This is a genomic window from Pseudomonas sp. EL_65y_Pfl2_R95 (assembly GCF_963971045.1).
In the GTDB taxonomy this organism is placed as follows: domain Bacteria; phylum Pseudomonadota; class Gammaproteobacteria; order Pseudomonadales; family Pseudomonadaceae; genus Aquipseudomonas.
On sequence record NZ_CAXAOV010000001.1, the window covers coordinates 652,864 to 677,109 of the forward strand.

19 protein-coding genes are annotated in these 24,246 nt (G+C 55.1%); 6 read left to right on the forward strand and 13 right to left on the reverse strand.

From position 1 onward, the window contains the following. Nucleotides 1-119: 119 nt before the first annotated feature. Nucleotides 120-1,325 (forward strand): MFS transporter, encoded by a 1,206-nt coding sequence (locus AACY09_RS03125; RefSeq protein WP_339485992.1) that lies wholly within the window; start codon nucleotides 120-122, stop codon nucleotides 1,323-1,325. Between the two features lie 118 nt (nucleotides 1,326-1,443). Here AACY09_RS03125 and AACY09_RS03130 read toward each other — a convergent pair whose 3' ends face one another. The 7 genes from AACY09_RS03130 to fadD2 all read right to left on the reverse strand — a co-directional run bounded on the left by AACY09_RS03130 (nucleotide 1,444) and on the right by fadD2 (nucleotide 13,794). Beyond that, nucleotides 1,444-1,749, reverse strand: a complete 306-nt coding sequence (locus tag AACY09_RS03130; RefSeq protein WP_339485993.1) for a cell division protein ZapA — start codon at nucleotides 1,747-1,749, stop codon at nucleotides 1,444-1,446. Next, nucleotides 1,746-1,991: a hypothetical protein gene (locus AACY09_RS03135; protein ID WP_339485994.1), complete on the reverse strand. Its 246-nt coding sequence runs from the start codon at nucleotides 1,989-1,991 to the stop codon at nucleotides 1,746-1,748. Before AACY09_RS03135 ends, AACY09_RS03130 begins: the two co-directional genes overlap by 4 nt. A 185-nt stretch (nucleotides 1,992-2,176) precedes the next feature. Beyond that, on the reverse strand, nucleotides 2,177-2,602 hold the full coding sequence (locus tag AACY09_RS03140; RefSeq protein ID WP_339485996.1) for a 3-isopropylmalate dehydratase: 426 nt from the start codon (nucleotides 2,600-2,602) through the stop codon (nucleotides 2,177-2,179). Nucleotides 2,603-2,740: 138 nt separating this feature from the next. Next, nucleotides 2,741-5,647, reverse strand: a complete 2,907-nt coding sequence (locus tag AACY09_RS03145; RefSeq protein WP_339485997.1) for an HD domain-containing phosphohydrolase — start codon at nucleotides 5,645-5,647, stop codon at nucleotides 2,741-2,743. Between the two features lie 258 nt (nucleotides 5,648-5,905). Then, nucleotides 5,906-9,898 carry an ATP-dependent RNA helicase HrpA gene (hrpA, locus tag AACY09_RS03150; RefSeq protein WP_339485998.1) on the reverse strand — a complete coding sequence of 1,331 codons (3,993 nt, stop codon included), beginning with the start codon at nucleotides 9,896-9,898 and terminating at the stop codon, nucleotides 5,906-5,908. Between the two features lie 173 nt (nucleotides 9,899-10,071). Beyond that, nucleotides 10,072-11,760, reverse strand: a complete 1,689-nt coding sequence (gene fadD1, locus AACY09_RS03155; RefSeq protein ID WP_339485999.1) for a long-chain-fatty-acid--CoA ligase FadD1 — start codon at nucleotides 11,758-11,760, stop codon at nucleotides 10,072-10,074. 345 nt (nucleotides 11,761-12,105) lie between these two features. Next, nucleotides 12,106-13,794, reverse strand: coding sequence for a long-chain-fatty-acid--CoA ligase FadD2 (fadD2, locus tag AACY09_RS03160; protein ID WP_339486001.1), 1,689 nt, complete (start codon nucleotides 13,792-13,794; stop codon nucleotides 12,106-12,108). A gap of 308 nt (nucleotides 13,795-14,102) precedes the next feature. Here fadD2 and AACY09_RS03165 point away from each other — a divergent pair, with 308 nt between their 5' ends. The 5 genes from AACY09_RS03165 to codA all read left to right on the forward strand — a co-directional run bounded on the left by AACY09_RS03165 (nucleotide 14,103) and on the right by codA (nucleotide 19,550). Continuing rightward, nucleotides 14,103-15,065: an alpha/beta hydrolase gene (locus tag AACY09_RS03165; protein ID WP_339486002.1), complete on the forward strand. Its 963-nt coding sequence runs from the start codon at nucleotides 14,103-14,105 to the stop codon at nucleotides 15,063-15,065. Further along, nucleotides 15,062-15,532: a MaoC family dehydratase gene (locus AACY09_RS03170; protein ID WP_339486004.1), complete on the forward strand. Its 471-nt coding sequence runs from the start codon at nucleotides 15,062-15,064 to the stop codon at nucleotides 15,530-15,532. The genes AACY09_RS03165 and AACY09_RS03170 overlap by 4 nt, the downstream gene beginning before the upstream one ends. Nucleotides 15,533-15,804: 272 nt before the next feature. Beyond that, the gene (codB, locus tag AACY09_RS03175; RefSeq protein WP_339486006.1) at nucleotides 15,805-17,088 is read left to right on the forward strand and encodes a cytosine permease; all 1,284 of its coding nucleotides are present in this window, start codon (nucleotides 15,805-15,807) and stop codon (nucleotides 17,086-17,088) included. Further along, a complete protein-coding gene (locus tag AACY09_RS03180) occupies nucleotides 17,089-18,318 on the forward strand; it encodes a PucR family transcriptional regulator (protein ID WP_339486008.1) in 1,230 nt (409 codons plus the stop codon). It abuts the gene before it with no gap. Beyond that, nucleotides 18,315-19,550 carry a cytosine deaminase gene (gene codA, locus AACY09_RS03185; RefSeq protein ID WP_339486009.1) on the forward strand — a complete coding sequence of 412 codons (1,236 nt, stop codon included), beginning with the start codon at nucleotides 18,315-18,317 and terminating at the stop codon, nucleotides 19,548-19,550. Before AACY09_RS03180 ends, codA begins: the two co-directional genes overlap by 4 nt. A 43-nt stretch (nucleotides 19,551-19,593) precedes the next feature. On the opposite strand, the gene AACY09_RS03190 is transcribed toward codA, so the two are convergent. From AACY09_RS03190 to AACY09_RS03215, 6 genes are all read right to left on the reverse strand, one after another. Further along, on the reverse strand, nucleotides 19,594-20,454 hold the full coding sequence (locus AACY09_RS03190; RefSeq protein ID WP_339486011.1) for an HlyD family secretion protein: 861 nt from the start codon (nucleotides 20,452-20,454) through the stop codon (nucleotides 19,594-19,596). Nucleotides 20,455-20,516: 62 nt separating this feature from the next. Further along, entirely contained in the window at nucleotides 20,517-20,720 is a 204-nt protein-coding gene (locus AACY09_RS03195) for a DUF1656 domain-containing protein (RefSeq protein WP_339486013.1), read from the reverse strand. Further along, nucleotides 20,707-22,695 (reverse strand): FUSC family protein, encoded by a 1,989-nt coding sequence (locus AACY09_RS03200; protein WP_339486014.1) that lies wholly within the window; start codon nucleotides 22,693-22,695, stop codon nucleotides 20,707-20,709. Before AACY09_RS03200 ends, AACY09_RS03195 begins: the two co-directional genes overlap by 14 nt. Nucleotides 22,696-22,983: 288 nt before the next feature. Further along, a complete protein-coding gene (gene ccoM, locus AACY09_RS03205; protein ID WP_339486015.1) occupies nucleotides 22,984-23,094 on the reverse strand; it encodes a cytochrome c oxidase subunit CcoM in 111 nt (36 codons plus the stop codon). 379 nt (nucleotides 23,095-23,473) lie between these two features. Next, the gene (locus AACY09_RS03210; protein WP_339486017.1) at nucleotides 23,474-23,635 is read right to left on the reverse strand and encodes a hypothetical protein; all 162 of its coding nucleotides are present in this window, start codon (nucleotides 23,633-23,635) and stop codon (nucleotides 23,474-23,476) included. Continuing rightward, nucleotides 23,628-24,245 (reverse strand): alpha-ketoglutarate-dependent dioxygenase AlkB family protein, encoded by a 618-nt coding sequence (locus tag AACY09_RS03215; protein WP_339486018.1) that lies wholly within the window; start codon nucleotides 24,243-24,245, stop codon nucleotides 23,628-23,630. The genes AACY09_RS03210 and AACY09_RS03215 overlap by 8 nt, the downstream gene beginning before the upstream one ends. Nucleotide 24,246 lies beyond the last annotated feature (1 nt).

Consider the following 24,246-nt stretch of genomic DNA (forward strand, 5'->3'; position numbering starts at 1 on the left):
CTTTGCGCACCGGCTAAATGCTTCATGGCACCTAATCTAGAGCGGTTTTGACTTACCTTTGCCACCCAATCAGTCGATAATAGGGCGTTCACGTTCAAGCCGTATGTGGAACCCCGCTAATGCCCGAATCCAGCCAGCACAAATCGCAAACCCTTACCGCTCGCGCCATATTACTCATCGAGTTGGCGTTAGCCCTTGGTGGTTTTGCGATTGGTACGGGTGAGTTCTCGATCATGGGCTTGATGCCCAATGTCGCGCAAGACTTGTCCATTACCGAGCCGCAAGTGGGCAATGTCATCAGTACCTACGCACTTGGCGTGGTGGTTGGCGCGCCGATTTTGGCGATCATGGGCACCCGCTTGCTGCGCAAACACTTGCTCCTGCTGTTGATGGGTATCTTTGCGGTTGGCAACTTTGCCAGCGCCCTCGTCCCCGATTATCACGCACTGATGATTTACCGCTTTTTCGCCGGTCTGCCTCACGGTGCCTATTTTGGCGTTGCTATGCTGGTGGCTGCGTCGATGGCGCCACCTCACAAGCGTGCGAAAGCCGTCAGCCGCGTGCTGATGGGGCTCACGATCGCAATATTGGTCGGCAATCCAATTGCCACCTGGCTTGGCCAGTTGCTCAGTTGGCGGTATGCATTTGCCATGGTCGGCTTTATCGCATTGCTGACCGTGGCCATGGTCGCGATCTTTATGCCGCTGGATAAACAGCAGGCGCGCAGCAACCCGCTGTCTGAAATGCGAGCATTTAATCGCCCACAAGTCTGGCTGGCGCTGGCGATCAGTTCGGTGGGTTTTGCCGGAATGTTTTGCGTGTTCAGTTATATGGCGCCGACGTTAATCGAGGTCACTCAACTGAGCCCGAGCTGGATTCCTTTCGCCTTGGTCGCCTTTGGCCTTGGTGGCATCCTCGGCAATATGGGCGGCGGCTGGTTGTTCGATAAGCTGCAATTCAAGGCAGTCGCGTGGTTGTTGCTTTGGAGCGCAGCCGTCCTGATGGTTTTTCCTCTGGCGGCGCACTCGGCCTGGACGGTGTTCCCAGCGGTATTTGCCGTTGGCACAATGGTCTCACTCTCACCCGCCCTGCAAACCCATTTGATGGACGTCGCCCATGGTGCGCAAACGCTGGCTGCGGCGTCCAACCATGCGGCCTTTAATATCGCCAACGCACTCGGCCCGTGGCTCGGTGGCCTCGCTATCAGTGCCGGCTTTGGCTGGACCTCTACCGGCTACATCGGGGCGGCAACTGCCTTGGCGGGATTGTTGGTGTTTTTCTGGGCCTGGAAAATCGAACAAACCGCAGCGCAGCCCCACGCTTGATAAGGGCTGCATCGCAGATATCTTGGGTTGGGCCTGCCGGTGAGCGGCGTCTAGCGCGGCCTCAGGCATCTGTTCAGCTTAATGGGCAACGGCGCAGGATGAGACGCTACCCTAAGGCTTAGGCTTCTCGAATCAGGCTATTGATATCGGCAACGCGCTCACTGATTTGCGCCTCCAACTGCTCGATATGCACTTGGTGCTGCTGTTGCATCTCAAGTTGCTGAGCACAGAGTTTAAGTGCGGTCAGTACCAATAACTTCTCGCCAACCAAGGTGGGCGATGCCTGCTTGGTTTCAGCCAAGAGTTTTTTTAGCATCAATGCCGAAGCACTCAAAGCCTCAGCCTTACCTTCGGGTGCTTTGATGCTGTAGTCACGCCCCAGAATGCTGATGACTGAGACGTTTTCGGTGTCTGTACGGTTCATTGATTCAACGCTGCCTCAGATGATTGACCTGCGCTAGCCAGCTCAACCAGTGCTTGAATACGAGCGGCTGTTTCGCCGTGCAATTCTTCCTGCTCGAGGGCGCTTAACTGCAAGGTCTCGTTTTCATCTTTGAGTGCTTGCAGCGCTTCAGTCAGTGAGTCGTTGCGCTCAAGCAGGCTTTTGTTGTCTTGCAAAAGAGCGCCGACGAGTTGCTCCAACTGCTTCAAATTGCTTTCTAACATAATAAATACTCAGGTCTTTTGCGCGGGTCGCGACAATAAAGAAAATTTGTTGAAGAAGCCAGACACCTGCGACCCTTTGACCCTGAAAATACAGGCGCTGCCCTTCTTATGCCTGAGCACTCAATCGATCAGGCACAGCTACGACCCGCTCACCCCTGCCTGAGTTCCAGAGGTGAGCCGGTAAGTCAGGGTTTATCGGCGCGAATATCAAAGCCACTGCTCGACTCACTGACGATGCGAAAGTGTTGATCTTCGCCTTTGACCACCGTCACGGCGACCTCACGGTTAAGCCGGCCGTTATTGCACAGGCTTTCACCTTCTTCATCAATGGCAATGCCAACGATATGACGCCCCGGCGCAACTGCAAAGGTTGCAGTTTCACCAATACCAATACGGGCAGTGAGCTTGCGATCGAGCTTGAATGCGACATAACAACCGCCACCAATAAAGCCCATGTCCCGATTAATAATAATGTTACCGGCGTCCTGTTCAGCCCGTTGATATTCAAACATACGGTCTTCAGGAATCGGGGTAATTTGGTCTGGATGAGTTTTGTAGGATGAACAACCCGTCAACACAAGCATCGGTAACACGGCATACATCAATCGCATTGGAGCCCTCCATGGGCGGCTGATTTATCTTGTTCGTCGAACCCACTCAGTATTGGCGCAAGTGTCAGACCGCTCAAGCCAACAATGCGCTGCAATCAACGCAAAGTGTGTCAGCGTATTCGCCCACCTGAACAGCAATCAACTGCGGGAGTCCTCGCGTTGGGCAGGTAAAAATATCGCCAAGTCATCGGCGTCCATTTGGTCGCTGTGCAAAAACTGTTCGGCATATTGCAGGCAAGCCCCTGAGCGCACAAAGATACTAAATATCTCAGGGTCCAAATGCCCACCTTCACACATACCCCGCATAATGTGTAGCGCTTGCGAAAGTGTCTTGCTCGGCTTGTAAGGACGGTCGCGCGCCGTTAACGCTTCAAACACATCGGCAATTGCCATTATCCGTGCCTGCGGGCTTAGCTGTTCCCCGGTCAGGCCGCAGGGATAGCCCTTGCCATCAATCCGCTCGTGGTGGCCGCCAGCGATTTCCGGCACCTGTTCCAAAGCAACGGGGAAAGGTAAGGCGTTAAGCATTTTAATGGTTTGAATCACGTGCTCATTGATCTTATAGCGCTCCTCTTCGGTCAAGGTGCCGCGCCGTATAGACAGATTTTTTAGCTCACCACGGTCGTACAAAAACTGTGGAACCGCCATGTTGAAGCCATACACATTGTCTTTATCAAATGTCTCATTTGCCGGTCGCGGGACCTGTTGCTCCGGCTTATCGGCTATCAGGTTTTCCCAAACAGGCAGCGCAACGATGGGTCGTGCGTCTTTACGCACTCGCTCTTCGCCGGATATCCCCAGTCGATCATCAAGGGTGCGCAACCAGCGTCGTTGGGCAATCTCATGCAGGCGCTGCAGCTGATCGTCGCCCATGTACTCGCTACCCGTATTGCAGCGCGCGACAAAGCCGAACTCATCATCCAGCACTGCCCATTGTGCGTCACGTTGCGCCAGCGCTTGGTCCGGATCATCTCCCTGATTGAGTGAACTGAGATAGTCGATCTGCGCATCGCGCTTTAGCACCTCGAAACGCAAACGAATTTCGTGAATACGGTCGTAGATGGTTTCAAGCTTGGTGGCTTTATCCACCACATATTCCGGGGTAGTGACCTTTCCACAGTCGTGCAACCACGCGCCGATATGCAGGGCATACCAATCGGCATCGCTCATGTTGAAATCGGCGTAAGCACCTTGTGTTTCGTCACAGACGGCTTGGGCCAGAATCTTTGCGGCCTCAGGCACGCGCTCGCAATGGCCACCGGTATAAGGGCTCTTCGCGTCGATGGCGGTAGCGACCAGATGTATCAGCGACTCGAATAAGGCCTTTTGCTGTTCGATCAAGCCGCGCGTCTCAAGCGCCATGGCAGCAAATCGTGAAAGCACTCGAATAAACTCCACATGGCTTACATCGAGCGTCTGGTCGTTGAACAACACCAGCACGCCGACTATGCGTTTGTCCCGACTCAGCAGTGGTACGCTCAAGGTCGCAGTTGCGGGTAAACCCAGGGTCGTGCACGCCTGTGCATCGGCATCCTGTTTGACCGGCTCCTCTGTGGTCATGGACTCAGCCACAGCAAATAGCTGTCGATCAACCTCAACATGGCTGAGATCTATTGGCTGCTGCAACCAACGCCCAGCCACTATTCTTAATGGCGACTTAGGCGTCTGCTGCATATAGAGCAAAGCGCCCTTTGATTGACTGGCTTCGCTGGTCAAGTGCAGTAATGTCGGTAAGAATTTTTCCAGATCAGGCTCGGCGCTTAACCGCGTGATAATGTCCATGAAGTGCGCGAGGGTGATACTGCTCTGACTCAATGCTCCGCTAAGTTCGCGCACCTCTTTGATAAAGCTTTGGGTTTCAATTGGCTCACTAAAGTCAAAGCTACGGATACCCTGCACTTTGCGGGTTAGCCGCGTAATCGGCGCAGCAATATAGCCGGAAGCCCAAGCCGCCAACGGAACAGCCAGCAGCAGGGCTAGCAGTGTCTGCAAGAAAATCTGATCGCGTATCTTACGAGCTGCGCCGATCAGCTCATCACTGGGAACTGATATCCCAAGAAAAACCTGAGCGGTGCCCGCATCAGGCAGGCGTAACAACTCGCTGTGCCATAAATCGCCATCCACCTCCAGGCTGTCCAGTCTGAAATCCACACCCTCTGTCGTCTTGAGCTGTTTGAGCATCGGCGCTAAAGCCGCTAATTCCGGCTGCTTCAATTGCTCAACATAAGGCGCCCCGCGCAGGCTGGCCTGAAATGCCGCAGGTCGATCCGACGCTAATACCTGCCCGTCACTGTTGAGCAGCACCAGTTGGCTACTGGGCGTCAGACGCCGCTGTACAAGTAATGCATCAAGGACGTCATGGCCGATATCAGAACCGACAACAATTCCGTGGAAGCCTGTATCGAATGCCACGGTGGAACCAATATCACCGGTATTAAAAAACTTGTAGGGCAAGGTGCGAATCATTTCACTGCGGCCCAAAGCCTCTTGGTACCAAGGCCGTTGGCGCGGGTCATAACCTGCAGTGTGACGATTGATTTCAGGGCCAATCTGCTTCAACTGGCTGTCTAAATAAAAGAACCGCGTGCGACTCACACCAAACGCCGGATGCTCAACCCCATAGACCAGATAATTGGCGCCGACAGGGTCCGGGGAGCCGAGATTGATTGCATGGCGTTTAATATCGGCAACCACGAAATAATTGCCTTTTTGATCACCGGCAAAAAACGAAACCGCGCCTTGAGAGGAGCGCAGCTCTTCGACCATCTCCGGAACGCCTTTGAGCCAGTTATCAAAACCCTCTTCACGCAAATAGGGGCTGATCGCCAACCGCCGCACACTGGCGTGTACTGGGCGCATTAGGTTATCGAAATCAACAGCCGTTTGTTTGGCCGATTGTTGCGCTGTAACTAAAGCCTTGCTGTAGATAAAGGCAGCGCTCTGCTGATAAGCCCCAAGCGCGATAAATACACCCACGCTGCTGACCAACAGCACGATTGCACACACAATTAAAACCCGTAATTTGACCGTCCAACTACTACTCATAAACGTCCTTTGAATAAGTAACCAAGGCAATAATCCCTTGTCATTGGAGTAAGTCGTCCTCTTGCCCAACACTGTACAGGCGCCAAAAGACTGAGCACGGAACAACACTAAGCGTGAGCAATCAGGGGTTGAAACAGAGCAGCAGCGAGGCTGGCACCTGCACAATAGGGCAGTTGCAGGAGTACCTTGCCCTACAACTATAGCTGCCTTCTGTATAAAAACAGGGGGCAGCTAGCTGCCCCTGAAGTGCCTCAGATATCAGGCATCAACCTGCGCCCACTGTTTATTCAGACGCTTATCAGACACTGCGGTTCTGGTGCCCAGTTGCTGGGCGAAAAGTGAGACGCGGTATTCTTCCAGCATCCAGCGATACAGCTGCAATTCGGGGTCGCGCTTACCTTCTTGGATGTGTTTGGCGTAGCGCGATTGATACTGCTCCCAGCAGCCTGCCAACTCACCGCTCCAGACCCGGTCACGCTGAACCTGGCTGCCTATTTTATCCAGGCGTTGTTCAATCGCCTTAAGGTAGCGCGGTAATTCCTTGATCCACTGCGCGGGTGTCTCGCGAACAAAACCTGGGTACACCAACTGAGTTAACTGCTGCTTGATATCGTTAAGGGCTATGGCTTGCGCCAAGTCGATTTTTCCCTTGAAGCGCTTTTGCAAGCCGTGCCAGAGCTTGAGAATTTCCAGCGTTAAGCGGGCCAATCGCTCGGCCTGATCATGCCAGTCGCCGCGTTTAGCCTCAGCCAAAGCCGCTAGAGCAGAACCGTCGCGGGGCAAAGGCTGTTGACCTTCAAGAATGCAGGCATCCAGACTGGCCAGCAGAATATCTTCAACCAGAGCGTCAATGCGGCCCATGTCCCGATACAGCAAGCCCAAATCGGTAAGGCCCGGCAATTTATTACGCATAAACTTGGCCGGCTCACTCAACTGCTGCAAGAGCAGCCGCTGCAATGCGCGGCGATGTTGGTAGTCGGCCTCGGCTTGGGTCGGAAAACGGCTTTCCTTGACTGCTCCTGCCTCCTCCACCAGCGCCGGGTATACCGTCATCGACAGCCCGGCAACCTGATGCTGAGTTTTTTCAGCCACCTCGGCGAAGGCCTTCGCCTCGATAGGCGCCTCGGCTTTAGCTGCCTGCGGTATGGCCAAGGCCTGCTGACTGGCTTTGTTGAAGCGCACGGTCAACTCTGCAAGATCACGGCCTTCACCGAGCACGTTGCCGTGGGTGTCGACCACCTCGATATTCATCCGCAGGTGACTTTCCACCGCAGCAGCGGAGTCAGCCCACGCCTCATCCGGCACGCGAGCTCCGGTCATGCGCTGTAACTCTCGACCTAGGGCCAACGGCAAGCTGGCTTGGCCAAAGGTGATTTTACTCAGGGCAGCGGCAACAAAATCCGGTACGGGGACAAAATTCTTGCGTAGCGCCTTGGGTAAGCCGCGCACCAGCGCCATGCATTTAGCGTCAAGCAAGCCAGGCACCAACCACTCAATTCGCTCAGGCGAAAGCTGTGGCAACAGAGGGGCTGGTACGCGCACCGTAACCCCGTCACGCGGGTGATTAGGCTCAAAATGATAAGTGAGCGGCAACTGCAACTCTGCCAGGTGCAAGGTATCGGGGTACTGCGCAGCCGTGACTTCATTGGCATCACGGGCGAGCACATCTTCCTCGCGCATGATCAGCAACTGCGCGTCCTTCAGGCTTTCACGCTTGTACCAAGATTCAAAGCTGGCGGTCTGATAAATATCCGCAGGCAGGCGCGCCGCGTAGTAGTCAAACAGGGTTTCTTCATCGGCCAGAATGTCACGGCGGCGGGCCTTTGCTTCAAGCTCATCAAGACGCTCAAGCAATTCACGATTAGCGCTAAGGCACCGCGCACGGGAATTGATCTCACCGCGGACCAAGCCTTCACGGATGAACATTTCGCGCGATACAACAGGGTCAATTGGGCCGTAGTGGACCGGCCGTTTACCAACCACAATCAACCCATACAAGGTGATCTGCTCGTAGGCAACCACTTGGCCGCGCTTCTTTTCCCAGTGCGGTTCAAGGTGGTTTTTCTTGATCAGGTGCCCGGCTAGCGGCTCGATCCAGTCGGGCTCGATCTTGGCCACCATGCGTGCAAACAGCTTGGTCGTTTCGACCAACTCCGAGGCCATGATCCACTGCGGGCGTTTGCGTCCGATAACTGTCGAAGGGTGAATCCAGAACCGCCGCTGCCGGGCGCCGAGGTAGTCGCCGTCTTCTGTTTTCTGGCCGATCTGACTTAATAAGCCAGACAAAATGGCTTTGTGCAGTTTCTGGTAGTCCACCGATTTGGCAATTGCCTGCTCTTTTGCCTGCTTGCTTTCAGGCTTGTCCGCACGGGGTTGGTCAGCATTTTTAGCGGGTGCAGCCGGGCTGTCCTGCGATCGGCCTTTGAGTTGCAAGTCGCGGCAAATCAACAGCAACTGGCGATGCGCATCACGCCATTCACGCAGGCGCATGTAATTGAGGAAATTCTTGCGGCACCAATTGCGTAAGGCACTTGAGCCCAAGGCTTGGCGCTGCTCTTCAAAGCCGCGCCATATATTGATCACCGCCGCAAAGTCGGAATCGACATCTTTCCACTGGGCATGGGCTTGGTCAGCGGCCTGCTGGCGGTCGGCCGGGCGCTCACGGGGGTCCTGCACCGACAGGTTGCTGGCGATGATCAGCACCTCGTCAAGACTGCCCTGCTTCGCGCCCTCCAGCACCATACGCGCCAGGCGTGGATCAACCGGTAAACGCGCCAGTTGACGGCCTAACGGGGTTAATTGACCGTCACGGCTGACCGCAGACAATTCCTGCAGCAAATTGAAACCGTCGCTGATTGCCTTGCCATCTGGCGGCTCGATAAACGGAAAGGCACTGATCTCGCCTAGGCGTAAATGCAGCATCTGCAAAATAACCGCGGCAAGGTTGGTCCGCAGAATTTCCGGATCGGTAAATTCGGGCCGGGCGATAAAGTCTTCTTCACTGTAAAGGCGAATGCAGATACCCGGCTCAACTCGTCCGCAGCGACCTTTGCGCTGGTTAGCACTGGCCTGAGAAACGGCTTCAATGGGCAGCCGTTGCACCTTGGCGCGGTAGCTGTAGCGACTGATACGTGCAGTACCGCTGTCTATCACATAACGAATGCCAGGCACCGTCAGCGAGGTTTCGGCAACGTTGGTCGCCAAAACGATTTTGCGGCCCGGCATCGGTTTGAAAATCTTTTGCTGCTCGGCGGGGGTCAACCGCGCATACAGCGGCAAGACCTCAGTGTGTTTGAGTTGCGCTTTGCGCAGTATCTCCGCAGCATCGCGAATCTCACGCTCACCCGGCAGAAACACCAGCACATCGCCCGGCAACTTGCCTTCACTGCGCTCAAAGGCAGTGAGTTCGTCAATGGTGGCAATGATCGCCTGATCGACCGAAAGGTCTTCGTCAACCCGATTGCCGTCTTCATCCTGCTCGGCCGCCAAGGGACGGTACCAGGTTTCAACCGGATAAGTCCGGCCAGAAACTTCCACGACGGGCGCGCCATCAAAGTGCTGGGAAAAGCGCTCAAGGTCGATAGTCGCCGAGGTGATGATCAGCTTGAGGTCCGGACGCCGCGCCAGCAGAGTTTTCAGGTAGCCGAGCAAGAAGTCGATATTCAGGCTGCGTTCGTGCGCCTCATCGACAATGATTGTGTCGTACTTGTCGAGAAAGCGATCGTGCTGCGTTTCCGCGAGCAAGATACCGTCGGTCATCAGCTTGATCAGACTGCGCTCGTTGCTCTGGTCCTCGAAGCGCACCTGATAACCGACCAACTCGCCCAGCGGCGTGCCAATTTCCTCGGCAACGCGCATGGCGACACTGCGGGCAGCCAGCCGACGGGGTTGAGTGTGGCCGATCAGCCCGTGAGTACCACGGCCCAGCTCCAGGCAGATTTTCGGCAGCTGGGTGGTTTTTCCCGAACCGGTTTCCCCAGCAATCACCACCACCTGATGCTTGGCAATGGCGGCCTTGATCTCATCGCGCTTGGCAGCAATTGGCAAGGCGTCGTCATAGCGCATGGCCGGTACGCTCAAGCGCCGCGCGTCGACCTTGGCCGCTGATGCCTGAAACCGCTCCAACCACTGTGCAAGCTTGGCTTCATCAGGCTGTTTGCGCAGCTCATGCAACTGTCTGCGCAAGCGATGACGGTCAATAATCAGTGCTTGATCGAGGTTTTTCAGCAGGCGTTCAGTGTGATCAGTCATCGGTACCGGGGCAATTCTGTGGGAGTAGGCAGACGGCTTGCAGCCGCTAATTGTCGCAGATTTCCGCTGGTGGTGCGTCATAGCTAACGCGGGGTTCAGCCAGGCAGGTATTTTGCCAGCCGCAAAATGACAAAACCCCGCCGTAGCGAGGTTTTGTCATTATCCAGCAGCCGCTACTTGACGCCTGCCTTCTTCAGCTCTTCGTCCCGCAATTCACGGCGCAGGATTTTACCCACGTTGGTGGTTGGCAGCATGTCGCGGAACTCGACACTCTTCGGCACTTTGTAGCCAGTCAGATTGGCACGCATGTGCGCCATGACTTGCTCTTTGGTGACGTTTTCGCCCGGTTTGACCACGACAAAGACTTTAATCGCCTCACCCGACTTCTCGTCAGGCACGCCAATCGCCGCGCACTGCAGAACGCCTGGCAGCGTCGCCAGCACGTCTTCCAGCTCGTTCGGGTAGACGTTGAAACCCGAAACCAGAATCATGTCTTTCTTGCGATCGACAATGCGCAAGTAGCCATCCGGTTCAATCAAACCGATATCGCCGGTTTTCAGCCAGCCATCAGCATCGAGAATTTCGTCGGTAGCTTCCTGACGCTGCCAGTAACCTTTCATCACTTGCGGACCTTTAACGCAGATCTCGCCAGTCTCGCCCAGTTCAAGCACTTTGCCTTCGTCATCAACAATTCGGCACAAGGTCGATGGCACTGGAATGCCAATGGTGCCCAAGCGAATGGCGCTGAATGGGTTAACCGTTGCAACCGGACTGGTTTCGGTCATGCCGAAACCTTCACAAACCGCACAGCCGGTTACGGCTTTCCAACGCTCAGCCGTGGCCTGCTGCAAAGCCATGCCACCCGAAACGGTCAGTTTCAAAGCAGAGAAGTCGAGCTTGCGGAAACCCTCAAAATTGCTCAAGGCAACAAACAGGGTGTTGAGGCCAACGAAACCGGTGAATTTGTACTTGGACAAATCACTGACGACTGCAGGTAAATCACGTGGATTGGTGATCAGAATGTTGTGCGCGCCGATCAGCATCATTGCCATGCAATGAAAGGTGAAGGCGTAGATGTGATAAAGCGGCAGAGGTGCAACCACCACTTCACAACCCTCATTGAGGTTGGCGCCCATCAACTCACGCACTTGCAGCATATTGGCAACCAGGTTGCGGTGCGTAAGCATCGCCCCTTTCGCAACACCAGTGGTGCCGCCCGTGTATTGCAGAACCGCTACTTCACTGTTTGCTGGCGCAGCTTCTTTAACCTGTTGGCCATGGCCCTTGGCCAAAGCGCTTAGAAAACTGATGGACTGCGGCAAGTTGTAAGCCGGTACCATTTTCTTAACGTGCTTGACCACGGCGTTGACCAGCAAGCGTTTGAACAAAGGCAACATATCGCCCACTTCCGTGACGATAACGGTCTTGACCCCAGTTTTTGGTACAACTTGCTCAGCCAAATGCGCCATATTGGCCAGACAGACCAATGCTTTAGCGCCCGAGTCATTGAACTGGTGTTCCATTTCGCGTGCTGTATACAAGGGGTTGGTGTTGACCACCACCAGACCCGCACGAATGGCACCAAATACAACCACGGGGTACTGCAGAATATTAGGCATCTGCACGGCAATACGGTCGCCAGGCTGCAGATCGGTGTGGTTTTGTAGATACGCAGCAAACTCACCAGACAGCTTGTAAACATCGCTGTAGGTCAGGGTTTTCCCCAGATTGGTAAAAGCAGGCTTATCAGCGAAACGCTGGCAGGACTGTTGCAAAACCGCTTGGATATTAGGGTATTGGTCCGGGTTGATCTCGGCAGCAACCCCAACTGGATACTTATCCTTCCAGAAGTTTTCGATCATGGAAGCCCACTCCTCAGTTACATCTATTCATCACCGCTGTTTCAGCAGTTGTATTGTTGTTTATATGCCTGAAGCTTAACCGTTACACGGGCCAAAAGCGGGCCGAGGTTAGCAGCTTTGCCGGAGATCGACCAGCACCAAACACAACCCAGCCGGTCACACTGAAAACCAGCGAGCCGGTTTCAGTCACAAAAATCATTGAATCTTCAACCCTCACGCGCCATTTCGTTAATTACTGTACGCCGATTGCCGCAGTGCCCGTAAGCCGCGCATAAAAAAGCCAAGCGCTGGAGCTAGAGGCACCAACGCTTGGCTTGAACCCGAGGGAGGGCTTTTTAGAACCGGCTACGCAATATCGCGAAGTTCGCGGCGTAGAATTTTGCCTACAGGGGTCATTGGCAGAGAATCGCGGAACACGATCTGTTTGGGCACCTTGTAGGCTGTGAAATTTTCTTTGCAGAAAGCTTTCAACTCAGCCTCATTAAGCCCGCCTTCACGTGCAACAACGAAAAGCTTGACCGCCTCGCCTGATTTTTCATCTGCAATACCTACCGCGGCGCAACTGGCAACCTGCGGATGGCTCATAACCACGTCTTCGATTTCATTGGGATACACGTTAAAACCCGAAACGATGATCATGTCTTTTTTGCGGTCGACAATGCTAGTGAAACCCTCTTCATCGATCACCGCGATGTCACCGGTTTTGAACCAGCCATCCGTGTCGAGCACTTCAGCGGTTGCCTCTGGTCGCTGCCAGTAGCCCTTCATCACCTGCGGGCCTTGAATACAGAGTTCACCACGCTCACCAAAAGGCTGTTCAACGCCATCGTCGTCTATCACTTTAAACGCGGTGCCCGGCACGGGAAGCCCCACAGTGCCCAGACGCGCCAGCTTGCCGTACGGGTTAGTGCTGGCAACCGGGGATGTTTCGGTCAGGCCATAGCCTTCGACAACCGTGCAACCCGTGACCTCGTTCCAGCGCTCAGCAGTGGCTTTAACCAGCGCTGTGCCGCCTGAGTTAGTCAGTTTGAGCTTGGAAAAATCGAGGTTTTTGAACTCGGGATTGTCCATCAGCGCCACAAACAAGGTATTCAAGCCCAGTAACGCAGAAAACTGCCACTTGCCCAGTTCTTTAATAAAGCCAGGAATATCCCGGGGATTGGTGATCAGTACATTGTGATTGCCGTTGACCATCATGCACATGCAATTCGCGGTGAATGCATAGATATGGTAGAGCGGTAATGGCGCAATCATCACCTCTTGCCCCTGTTTCATCAGCGGAGCGCCATCGTCATCGAGCTGCTGCATGCACGCATCAATTTGCAACATGTTGGCGACCAGATTGCCGTGGGTCAGCATCGCGCCCTTGGCCACACCCGTAGTGCCGCCCGTGTATTGCAGCACGGCTATATCGTCATGCCCCACACTGATCGGTTGCAACGCGCCGCCCTGCCCTTGCTTGAGCACTGTCTTGAAAGCTAGCGCCTGCGGCAGTTGGTAATCGGGCACCATCTTCTTGACGTGTTTGACCACGGTATTGACGAGCCAGCCTTTCAGTGAGGGCTGCAAATCACCCATTTTGGCTTCGATCAGGTACTCAATGTCGGTGTCTGGCAGCACGTCCTGCACCAGTTTGCCAAACATATTCAGGTACACCAATGCGCGCGCGCCCGAGTCTTTAAACTGATGGCGCATTTCCCGGGCGGTGTACAGCGGGTTGGTATTGACCACAATCAGCCCGGCGCGCATCGCACCGAATACGGCAATGGGGTATTGCAGAACATTGGGCATTTGCACCGCAATGCGATCGCCCGGCTTGAGGTCGGTACGTTTTTGCAGGTAACTGGCAAAGGCCGCGGACAAACGATCCAGCTCGGCATAGGTCAAGGTTACGCCCATGTTGCTGAATGCCGGGCGGTCTGCGAATTTTTTGCAGGATCGCTCAAACACTTCATTGACTGAACGAAATGCACTCAGGTCAATGTTGTCGGGTACACCAGTGGCGCGTTTACCGCTCCAGAACTCAGGTTGCATTATTTTTATCCCCTTCCCCTGAAAAATATCTGCCCGGATTTTTAAAAGCAGGTCGCAAACGGGCACATGCTCCGATCTGTAACGCAGCATAGGCGCGACCGACCCCATAGATGAGGTACACGCCGTAAGCGTAGCGGGTAATTACCGATCCAGACCTGCTGGGCTAAGCGAAAGTTAACAGTAACTCACTGACACGCCTATAGCCGAACACCCTTCATCAATGACATGAATCTGTGGCTAAGTCATTCGGCTGTCAAAGCAATCGGCCTGGTTCTACAATAGCGGTTCACGCCGGCTAAGGATTCGCCATGCAACACGAGGCTTTTTGGCATAAAAGTAGTGACAGCACGCCGCTATACATAAACCGCTGGTTCGGCGAGCAGCCACCTAAAGCCATCGTCATGCTTGCCCATGGCATGGCGGAACACAGCGGCCGCTATGCCCGCCTCGGCGAAGCACTGGTTGCCAATGGCTTTGAACTTTACGCCCACGATCAGCGCGGCCACGGCAAAACAGCTGAAAATGGCACCTTGGGTCACTACGCCGACGCCAATGGCTGGAGTTTGGTGGTCAATGACCTGGCCTGCATCAATCACCTGATCCGCCACCAGCACGAGCTAGCGCCGATATTTCTCTTTGGCCACAGCATGGGCAGCTATATCGCTCAAGCCTATCTGATGCAGCACAGCTGTAGTGTTCACGGCGCCGTGCTCTCGGGCTCCAATTATCAACCTGTTGCGCTGTATAAAAGCGCGCGGGCAGTTGCTCGATTTGAGGCCTGGCGCCAAGGGCCAACGGGGCATAGCGCGCTGATCGAGTTCCTCTCGTTTGGTTCGTTTAATAAGGCTTTCAAGCCCAACCGCACAGCATTTGACTGGCTGAGTAGTGATCCAGACGAAGTGGACAACTATGTTAAGGATCCGCTCTGCGGCTTTCGCTGTAGCAATCAGCTATGGCTCGACTTGCTCGCTGGCCTGCAGGACATCACTGCGTTGGCAAAACTGGCCCAGATCGAAGCCAGCCTACCGCTGTTGATAATTGGCGGTGCACGTGACCCGGTCAGCCAAGGTAAACGTCTTGCAGACTTAGCCGGCGCTCTTAAAGAGTCCGGCAAGCAGCATGTTGACTTGAAAATTTACCCTGATGCTCGTCATGAATTGCTCAACGAGCATAATCGCGATGAGGTCAGCAGATTTATTATCGATTGGCTGGAGCAGTCCATTGACCAGCCCCGCCCGTTTCGTTCCGTGATCCAGGAGATCCATCCATGAGCCAACTCAGCAATACGCCTTACGACGAACTCGAAGTCGGCCAAAAAGCCACCTACAGCAAGACTGTCGAGGAGCGTGACGTACAGCTGTTTGCCGCAGTTTCTGGCGATAACAATCCAGTTCACCTGGATGCCCAGTTTGCAGCTGAAAGCATGTTCAAGGAGCGCATTGCGCACGGCATGTTCAGCGGTGCATTGATCAGCGCTGCAGTGGCTTGTGAGCTGCCAGGGCCTGGCACCATCTACCTGGGCCAGACCATGCGCTTTACCTTGCCGGTGAAGCTCGGTGACACGCTCACCGTGCAGCTCGAGATTCTTGAAAAGCTGCCAAAATTCCGGGTCCGCATTGCCACTCGCGTGGTGAATCAGCGTGACGAAATCGTGGTAGACGGTGAAGCCGAAATTCTCGCGCCACGCAAAAAACAAACCGTTGAAATGCCACCAATGCCTCAGGTCACGATCAGCTAAGTAGCCACAACCAGCAGCGTGCGTTGAGCCTGAGCATCGGCCAGCGCACAGTCAGGGTGCAGCTAAATTTTGCACGCACCACGCTTGACCTAATCTGTATATCCACCACAATACTTCGTGGCAATCGCCGCTGATATCCCGGTATTTTTTGTGCATCACGCACAAAACCTGTTGTGATGATCATTCTGCGCGAAGTGGGTATTCAAGAATTAGCAGGCTGGCACGCCATCTGCTATGCCAAATACTTCACTGACCCCTGTGGAGTTCAACTTATGGCAACCAGTAGCAACGACAGCGACTACCCGCTCAGCGAAGTACCGCAAGGTGCCCGCAAAGGCCTGTTTTCAACTTCGATTCTTTTGTTCGGCTTTACCTTCTTTACGGCCACCATGTTTGCTGGCGGTAAAATCGGTATGGCCTTTGATTTCACTTCGCTAATCTGGGCCGCCGTGATTGGCAACCTGCTGCTTGGCATGTACGCCGCAATTCTGGGCCTGATCGCCTGCCGCAGCGGTTTAAACTCGGTATTGATGGGCCGCTTCTGCTTCGGCGAAATCGGCAGCAAATTGTCGGACGTACTGCTCGGTTTTACCCAAATCGGTTGGTATGCCTGGGGCACGGCGACTATCGCCATCGTTCTGGTGAAAATTCTTGGCTTACCCCAAGGGCTGACCACCGCCTTGATGGTGCTCTTTGGTTTTGGCTTCTGTGTCACCGCGTTCATCGGCTACAAAGGCCTGGATATGCTGTCGCGGGTCGCCGTCCCGGCGATGATGGTGCTGCTTGGCTGCTCATTGTGGATTGCCACCCGTGATGCAGGCGGCATGAGCGCCTTGATGGCCATCGAACCCAAGGAAAACATGAGCCTGAGCGTGGCGATCACCATGGTTTTCGGCACCTTTGTCAGTGGCGCGACCCAAGCCACCAACTGGACGCGTTTTGCCAAAAGCGGCCGCGTGGCGATGCTCTCCAGCCTGTTCGGGTTCTTTATCGGCAACGGTTTGATGATAGTTGCAGGTGCTTATGGCGCCATTGTCTACCAACAGCCCGATGTGGTTGAAGTACTGGTGCTCCAGGGCCTGTCGATGGCCGCGGTAGTCATGCTGTTCCTTAACCTCTGGACCACACAGGACAACACCATCTACAACTTCGCTGCAGCGGGCTGCAACTTGTTGCGCACTGATCGGCGCAAACTGGTCACTGTTGTCGGCGCAGGTATTGGTACGCTGCTGGCGATTGCCGGCATGTACGAAATGCTCATCCCATTTCTGATTCTGCTCGGCTCGATCATCCCGCCAATCGGCGGCGTGATCATGGCGGACTTTTTCTATGGGCATAAAGGCCAGTACCCAAAACTGGCTGACACCCAATTACCCGCGTTCAACTGGATTGGCCTCAGCGCCTATCTGGCCGGCGCCATATGCGCCTATATATCGCCATGGGTGGCACCTATTGTCGGGATTGGCGTAGCTGCATTTGCCTACATTGTGCTGTCGAAAGTGCTCAGCCCAGCGCTAGGCAAAAGCGCAGCAAACGCCTCGGGCTCAGTGAATTAAATGAGCCTTACCCTGGCCGACATACTGGCGCTTCCCGGTCTCGAGAGCCTGCGGTTGCGGGCCGGTGCAGCGATGCAAAGCAACCCGGTTCGCTGGCCTTATGTAGCCGAAAACAGCAGCATTGCCGAGTGGATCATGGGTGGCGAATTGGTGTTCGTCACCGGTATTAATCATCCGCGCAGTGAGGAAAACCTCCTGTTGTTGGTGCGCCAAGCCCACCAGCGTGTTGCCGCTGGACTGGTCATATTGACCGGCCCTGAGTACATCAAACAGATCCCGCAGAGCGTCATCGATACCGCTCAGCATTTGGGTGTACCGCTGATCGAGCAGCCTTACTCGCTGAAAATGGTGCTGGTCACGCAAGCCATTGGCACCGCATTGGTCCAAGCGCAAATGCTGGGTCGCTCGCGGCAACATCTGCTGGAACAATTGCTCGAAGGTGATGTGCAGTCGCTCGACTTATTGCTGCAACGTGCGCACAGCCTGGGTTTGCCATTGGCAACAAGTCGGCAAGTGGCACTGTTTAAACTTGAAGGCAGCGAACGCCTGATCGAAGCCTTTGGTGCGGATCAGGCTGAACGCACCCTGCAAAGCAGCCGTGAGCGCTTGCAACGCGCACTTCAACAACGCCTGGAAGCGCTTGGCCAGGCCTTGTCACCCGTATGCCAAGGTGAACACTGGATTGTCCTGCTTGCTGCCAGTGAGCAGCAGAATCGCCAAGTCATGGTGGCGTTGATTGAAGAACTTAACCCTGAACTCGCCCCCCTGCGGCTTTACCTGGGGCTGAGCACCACCGGCCATGGCCCTGAACGTTTTGCCCATGGTTTGCATGAGGCCCGCCAAGCGTTGATTGCAGCGCAATCTTTCCCCGAACGCTTGGGCGTTTGCAGTTTCAACGAGTTAGGCGCGATTGAATTGCTCGGCGCTATCCGTGATCGCAGCGTGCTCGACAAATTCGTCGACAAGGTGCTCGGCCCAATCATCAGCGACGACAACCGTCACGACCCGGTGCTGATGCCAACGCTAGAAGCCTGGTTTCACGAGTGCGGCAACCTCGCCCTCGCCGCGCAGCGCCTTGGCGTACACCGCAATACCATGAGTTATCGAACGCAGCGCATAGAGACGCTGACAGGCAGCTCATTTACCAATCCCCACGACCGCCTGAACATCAGCATCGCACTGCTGATTTGGCGACTGTCCTCTTCTCGCCCTGCCAGGAGTACTGCATGAACATCATTAACGCCCGACTACGGGGTCGCGAAGGCCTGTACCGTATCGTCTTAGAACAGGACCGAATCGCAGAGATCAGCCCGCACAGCCCGACCATCAGTGCGGCGACTGATGACCTTGATGCAGGCGGAAATCTGGTGATCGCCCCCTTCGTTGAACCCCATATCCACCTCGATGCCACGCTTACTGCTGGCGACCCGGCGTGGAACATGAGCGGCACATTGTTTGAAGGCATCGAATTGTGGGGCAAGCGCAAGGCTCAGGTCACCCATGAAGACACCAAGCTGCGCGCCAAAAAAACCATCGACATGCTGGTTGAGCACGGCATTCAGCATGTGCGCACCCATGTTGATGTCACCGACCCTACACTGGGCGCACTCAAGGCCATGGTTGAGGTGCGCGAAGAAACTCGCCACCTGATCGACCTGCAGATTGTGGCATTCCCGCAAGAAGGTATTGAGTCGTTTACCAACGGCCGTGCACTGATGGAGCAAGCGGTCGAACTGGGGGCCGATGTGGTGGGTGGTATTCCCCATTTTGAAAACACCCGCGACCAAGGTGTCAGCTCAATCAAATTCCTGATGGATTTGGCTGAACGCACGGGCTGCCTGGTGGATGTGCATTGCGATGAAACCGACGACCCGCATTCTCGTTTCCTGGAAGTACTCGCCGAAGAAGCCCGAGTGCGCGGCATGGGCGCTCGCGTCACCGCCAGCCACACCACTGCCATGGGCTCATACGACAACGCATACTGCTCAAAGCTGTTTCGTTTATTGAAAATGTCGGGGATCAACTTCATCTCCTGTCCGACCGAAAGCATTCACTTGCAGGGGCGTTTTGACACCTATCCCAAACGTCGCGGCCTGACCCGGGTTGCCGAAATTGATCGCGCGGGGATGAATGTCTGCTTCGCCCAGGATTCAATCGTTGACCCTTGGTATCCGCTTGGCAACGGCAACATTCTGCGCATACTCGAAGCAGGTCTGCACATCTGTCATATGCTCGGCTATGCCGATTTACAGCGTGCCCTCGACCTGATTACCGACAACAGTGCACGCACCTTGAACCTCGGTGAACGCTACGGCCTGGAAGCCGGCCGCCCTGCCAACCTGTTGCTGCTTTCTGCACCTAGCGACTACGAGATGATCCGTACTCAAGGCTATGCCTTGACGTCGATTCGCGCGGGCAAGGTCATCATGCAACGTACGCCCGCAAAGGTCGCACGCTTCTAATGCAGCGCATTTGGGTGACGGCACCGTCACCCAAAACCATAACCTAGCGCTTATCCAACACCTTGACACTGGCGGTCATGCCCGCACTCAACAAGACCTCCTTGGGCATGTCGTCCAGCTTGATCCGCACGGGGATACGCTGGGCTAAACGCACCCAGTTGAACGTCGGCTCGACATTGGCCAGCAGCTGCTGGTCAGGACTGGCGTTGCGATCAGTAATGCCGCGACTAATGCTTTGCACATGGCCTTTAAGGGGATGCTGATAACTCATCAGCCACACCTCAACTTCATCACCGACGGCAATTTTTGCCAGCTTGGTTTCTTCAAAATAGGCTTGAACGTAATAAGAGTCCTCATCCACCAGCGCCAGCATTGGCTGCCCGGACTGAACGTAATTGCCCTCAGCCAACTGCAAATTGGTGATGTAACCATTGCGCGTTGCCAGCAGGCGACTGCGGCTGACATTCAGCTGAGCCTGCTTAACAGCCGCCTCGGCCTCATGGTATTCAGCCAATGCGATCTGCGCAGTAATTTGCGAGTTCTCGCGCAACTCGGCGCTGATAGCCTGGGAGCCCAAGCGCGCACGTCGAGCGGCTTCATGCTGACGCAGGCTTAACTGTTGTTTACGTGTATCCAGCGCGGCTTTGGCTTGTTCAAGGGCAACGTCATAGCGCTCGGGATCAATTTGCATCAGCAGATCGCCCACCTTCACCCGCTGGTTATCCTGGACTGACAAGCCCACCACCGCACCAGACACATCAGGTGCAATGGTGACCACATCTGCCCGCACCCGTGCATCACGCGTCCATGGCGAATACATGTAGTAATTCCATAACCAGTGGCCAGCAAACACAGCTGCCAGCACAACGGCAAGAGTGATGCACACACGAATCGTTGAACGCATAAATTGATTCTCCATAACTGAGGGAGCTCAGAAAAAGGTAGCAGTCGTTTTTCAGAGACGCCCTAACGCCCAAGCACCGCAACAATGCTGGCCAACACACACACAAACAGCGCCGTATCAAACAGTGCTTCATGCCAAATCCAGCGTGAAGCGCCTAGGCGCACAAGGAGTAAACGCAGCACGCCGGTGACGGCAAATGCCAGCACCACATAGATAAGAAATGGACTCAGCAGGACACCCCCCACCGACCATTCATGCAAGCCCATATTGCTCTCCTTTGAGGGCGCACCACTTTTTCCAGCCTAACTGTAACTGCAACAAAGCGGCTCGCGCCAAGCGCCGGTCGATACTGGACGTGTCGGCATTGAGTGCCTGTAACAAGTCATCAACTGCTGCATCCAGCGCCTCTTCGCGCTCGGCACCCGGCCCAATGCGCAGCTGCTGATCAAGCGCCTGTAAAAAATGCTGCTCAGCAACCCCCACCGACTTACTGCCAGCATCAAGACAAGCACGCAAATGCAGCAACTCATCACCAAGGTCGAGGCTGGCGATGCCGTCATCCCAGCGCGTGCGAGTTGCATCAGGTAATGCCGGGTAATGGCGCGCCAGCTGCAACAATCGATCAGCAATACGCCCACCAAACCAGTTATCCGCACCCTTCAATGGGCGTCGAGTCAAGCGGCTCAGGTCGGTCAGCGTTGCATCCAACAAGCGGCCGCCGAGCCAACGCGGGCTGCGGATTGAAATCAACTTGAACGCCAGCACGGCAAAGCCAACGCCCATAATCAAGGCCTGTGCCGAATTAAGGAAATAGGTGACGCTGAAATTCATCTGGTTTTGCGGCGCACAGAGCAAAATAAAGTGCAGCGCAAACGAAGTGGCTGTGGCGCCCATTGCCGGGTTGCACATGCCCAGCGCTGCAAAAAATAACGGAATCCCCATGGCCAAACAGAGCATGGCAAAGCTGCTGAGTTGCGGCAACACCAGTTCTCCCACGACAAAAGCCACAGGAATCGCAACGAAGATGCCGCGCAAGAACATCAAACCGATCTGCGCTGCATTATCACGGCTGGCAAACAGGCTGCAGACCACCGCGGTCATCAAGATGCCACCCGTTGCAAACGTCCAACCGGTTGCCATCCAAAATGAGGCAAACGCCAGAAAGGCTAATGCGCTGCGGGCGCCGTAAATCAATGCGGTTTGCCAATCGCTGTGCCAGGACAATGGCTCAGGCGCATTGCGCGGCGCAACGCCCTGCTCCACGGCATGCAAGGATTGATCAGCCACCTGCATACGCGTGACCAACAGCAACAAGCGCTCCAGGCAGATCTGCTGCGCGGGATTAAGTTGCTCGCTGAGCGCGGCCAAACGAACGCGCTCGGCCAAGCCTTCCAAACCGCTCATCTGCTCTTGATCAAACTGCTCGCGCGCCGCTCGGATCAACGGCTCAATACACTCGCGTTCTTGTGCACTGAGCTGACGCAGTTGACGGCCAACCCCACGGGCAAGGCGCAACATATTCAGCAAATCACGACTCAACACCCGCAAAGCAGCAGCGCGCTGGCGCCCCCGCACACCCTCAAACCACGCATGCTCACGCTGAGAGTCGACCGCAACAATGTGACCCAATACCTGCAACAGGCCTTGGCGCGCATGACCCTCTTCGGCTAATGCCAGCGAGGCGGCATTCAAACCAGCTCGCCAGGCGATATTGGCCTGGTTGATCAGCTGCACTTCAACACGCTGCGGCCAGATAATCGCGCTAGCAGCGGTCGCACAGAAAATACCCAAGGAGATTTCGGTGAAGCGCGCGACCGCTTGATCAAACACGGTCAGCGGAATGGCCACCGCTGGCAAACCGATAATAGCCACGGTGTAGCCCGCGAGCACAAAGGCGTATGACCAAGCGCTGCGCAGCATGGTTGAGAGCGCCGTACAGGTCGCCAGCCAGAGCGCCAGAGCGCCGATAAACAGCCAGGGTGTCTGCGCAAAAAGGCCGATAAATAGCACCGACATAATGGTGCCGATCATGGTACCGACCATACGCGCCAAGCCTTTTTGGACCACCATGCCGGACAGCGGCTGCGCCACAATGAATGCGGTCATCATCGCCCAGACCGGCTGTTCCAGACCCAAACGCATCGCGCACCACAACGCCAGCCCTGCTCCGAGCAATGTTTTGATCGCAAACTGTATGGCGTGTCGGCTGGGCGCAATAAAGGCCAGCAATGCGTGGGGCATAACTGTTTCCGGGAAAGCATTTGACTATGAAAATAGCGGATTGGCGGGCAAAGCGCGCCATATAGCGTGACAATTATTAGCCAGCTAACTAAATTCGTCTAGTCCATGCTAACAATACTGTTGCTCAGCCGGCGTTGAATTTTAGCCTGCTCAAGCCAGGGAGGCGCCAAATTGGCTTACGTGGGAGAGGTTAACAACCAGCCACGCCCATTGCGGGCGATGACAAAAAAAAGGCGACCTAAGTCGCCTGAAGCTGCCTTGCGTGCAGTCGTGTTGAAAGACTCAGCCTTACTTGGGCTTGTGCGAGTCTTTCCAAATAAACATACCGACCCCGCCAAAGAAGGCGAACATCAGCAATACAGTGCCAATACCTGCAAGAACGACAGTGTCGATAAACATGGTTGCCTCCTAAGCGGCGTGTGATCTGGAATGAGTCCAAGATACGCAACTACGAGCAGGCTGGATTTGACTTGGATCAATAATGATCCCGAGGCGGGAATGAATCAGCGGCAGAATTTGATCTGGGTCAATAGATTACCGCCTTGGGCGCGATGAGGTTCCTTCCATCCACCGTTAAGCGCTGCAAATAGCCAACCACTTTGCCTATGATTGAGCCACGCCGCGTTTGATCAATGGTGGGCAAGCTTCGCGTTGCCACACCCTACAAGTGTCCCTTCGCGACCATGGATATTCGGCAAGGGGCGTAATCATGGCGGACACGCTGGGCGTTGCCACACATGCCCAACCGAGGCTTGGTCTTTGAGCGGCTGCGTGCTGTTTAGCGCTTCTTCTTCGGTTTGCCTTTGGCTTTCTTTGCTTTCGGCAAGGGCAACGCCTGTTCAAAAGCCTTGCGCATGTCATCGAGCTTTTTATCGTGCAGGTCGTGAATACGCTTGCCACGCTCGGCGTTGAAGTCGATCAGGTTGTCGTCATTACCCATGATTAGAGCCTTCCCCATTCAGCAGATAACGAAAAGTTAGATTTAGCCGTGGCGCGCAGGGTTTGCGAGTCTTGGCGATCTGATGTTGCCAATAATGCTGGGTTGCTGCGCGCATGACCAGTAGTGAACCATGATCCAACTGCAGCGAGTGCTCAATGCGCTGGTGGCCTTTACGCCGCAGATCAAAGCGCCTGCTGCCGCCAAGGCTCAGGGAAACCACAATGGGGTTGCGCCCCAACTCGGCCTCATCATCGCTGTGCCAGCCCATCGAGTCCTGACCATCGCGGTAATAATTGAGCAGCCCGCCATTAAGTGGCTGACCTACAAAGGCACTTAGTTGGGCGCGGATCTCGGCCAGCAATGGGGTCCAGGTCAATGGCGGATGATACAAACCTGAGTAGCGATAACCCACGCCTTCGTCCCCATACCAAGCCAGTAGGCGCGGCACAGGATGCGTTCGTCCAAATAGCTGCACCTGAGGTTGTTGCCAAGGGGTTTGCTGGTAAAGCGCCTTTAACCACTGGTCGGCCCGTTCAGCGCCCAGCCAATGCGGATGAAAATCCAGCTCAGCGTCAGGCAACTGCAAAGGCATGTCAGCAAACAGGTTCACA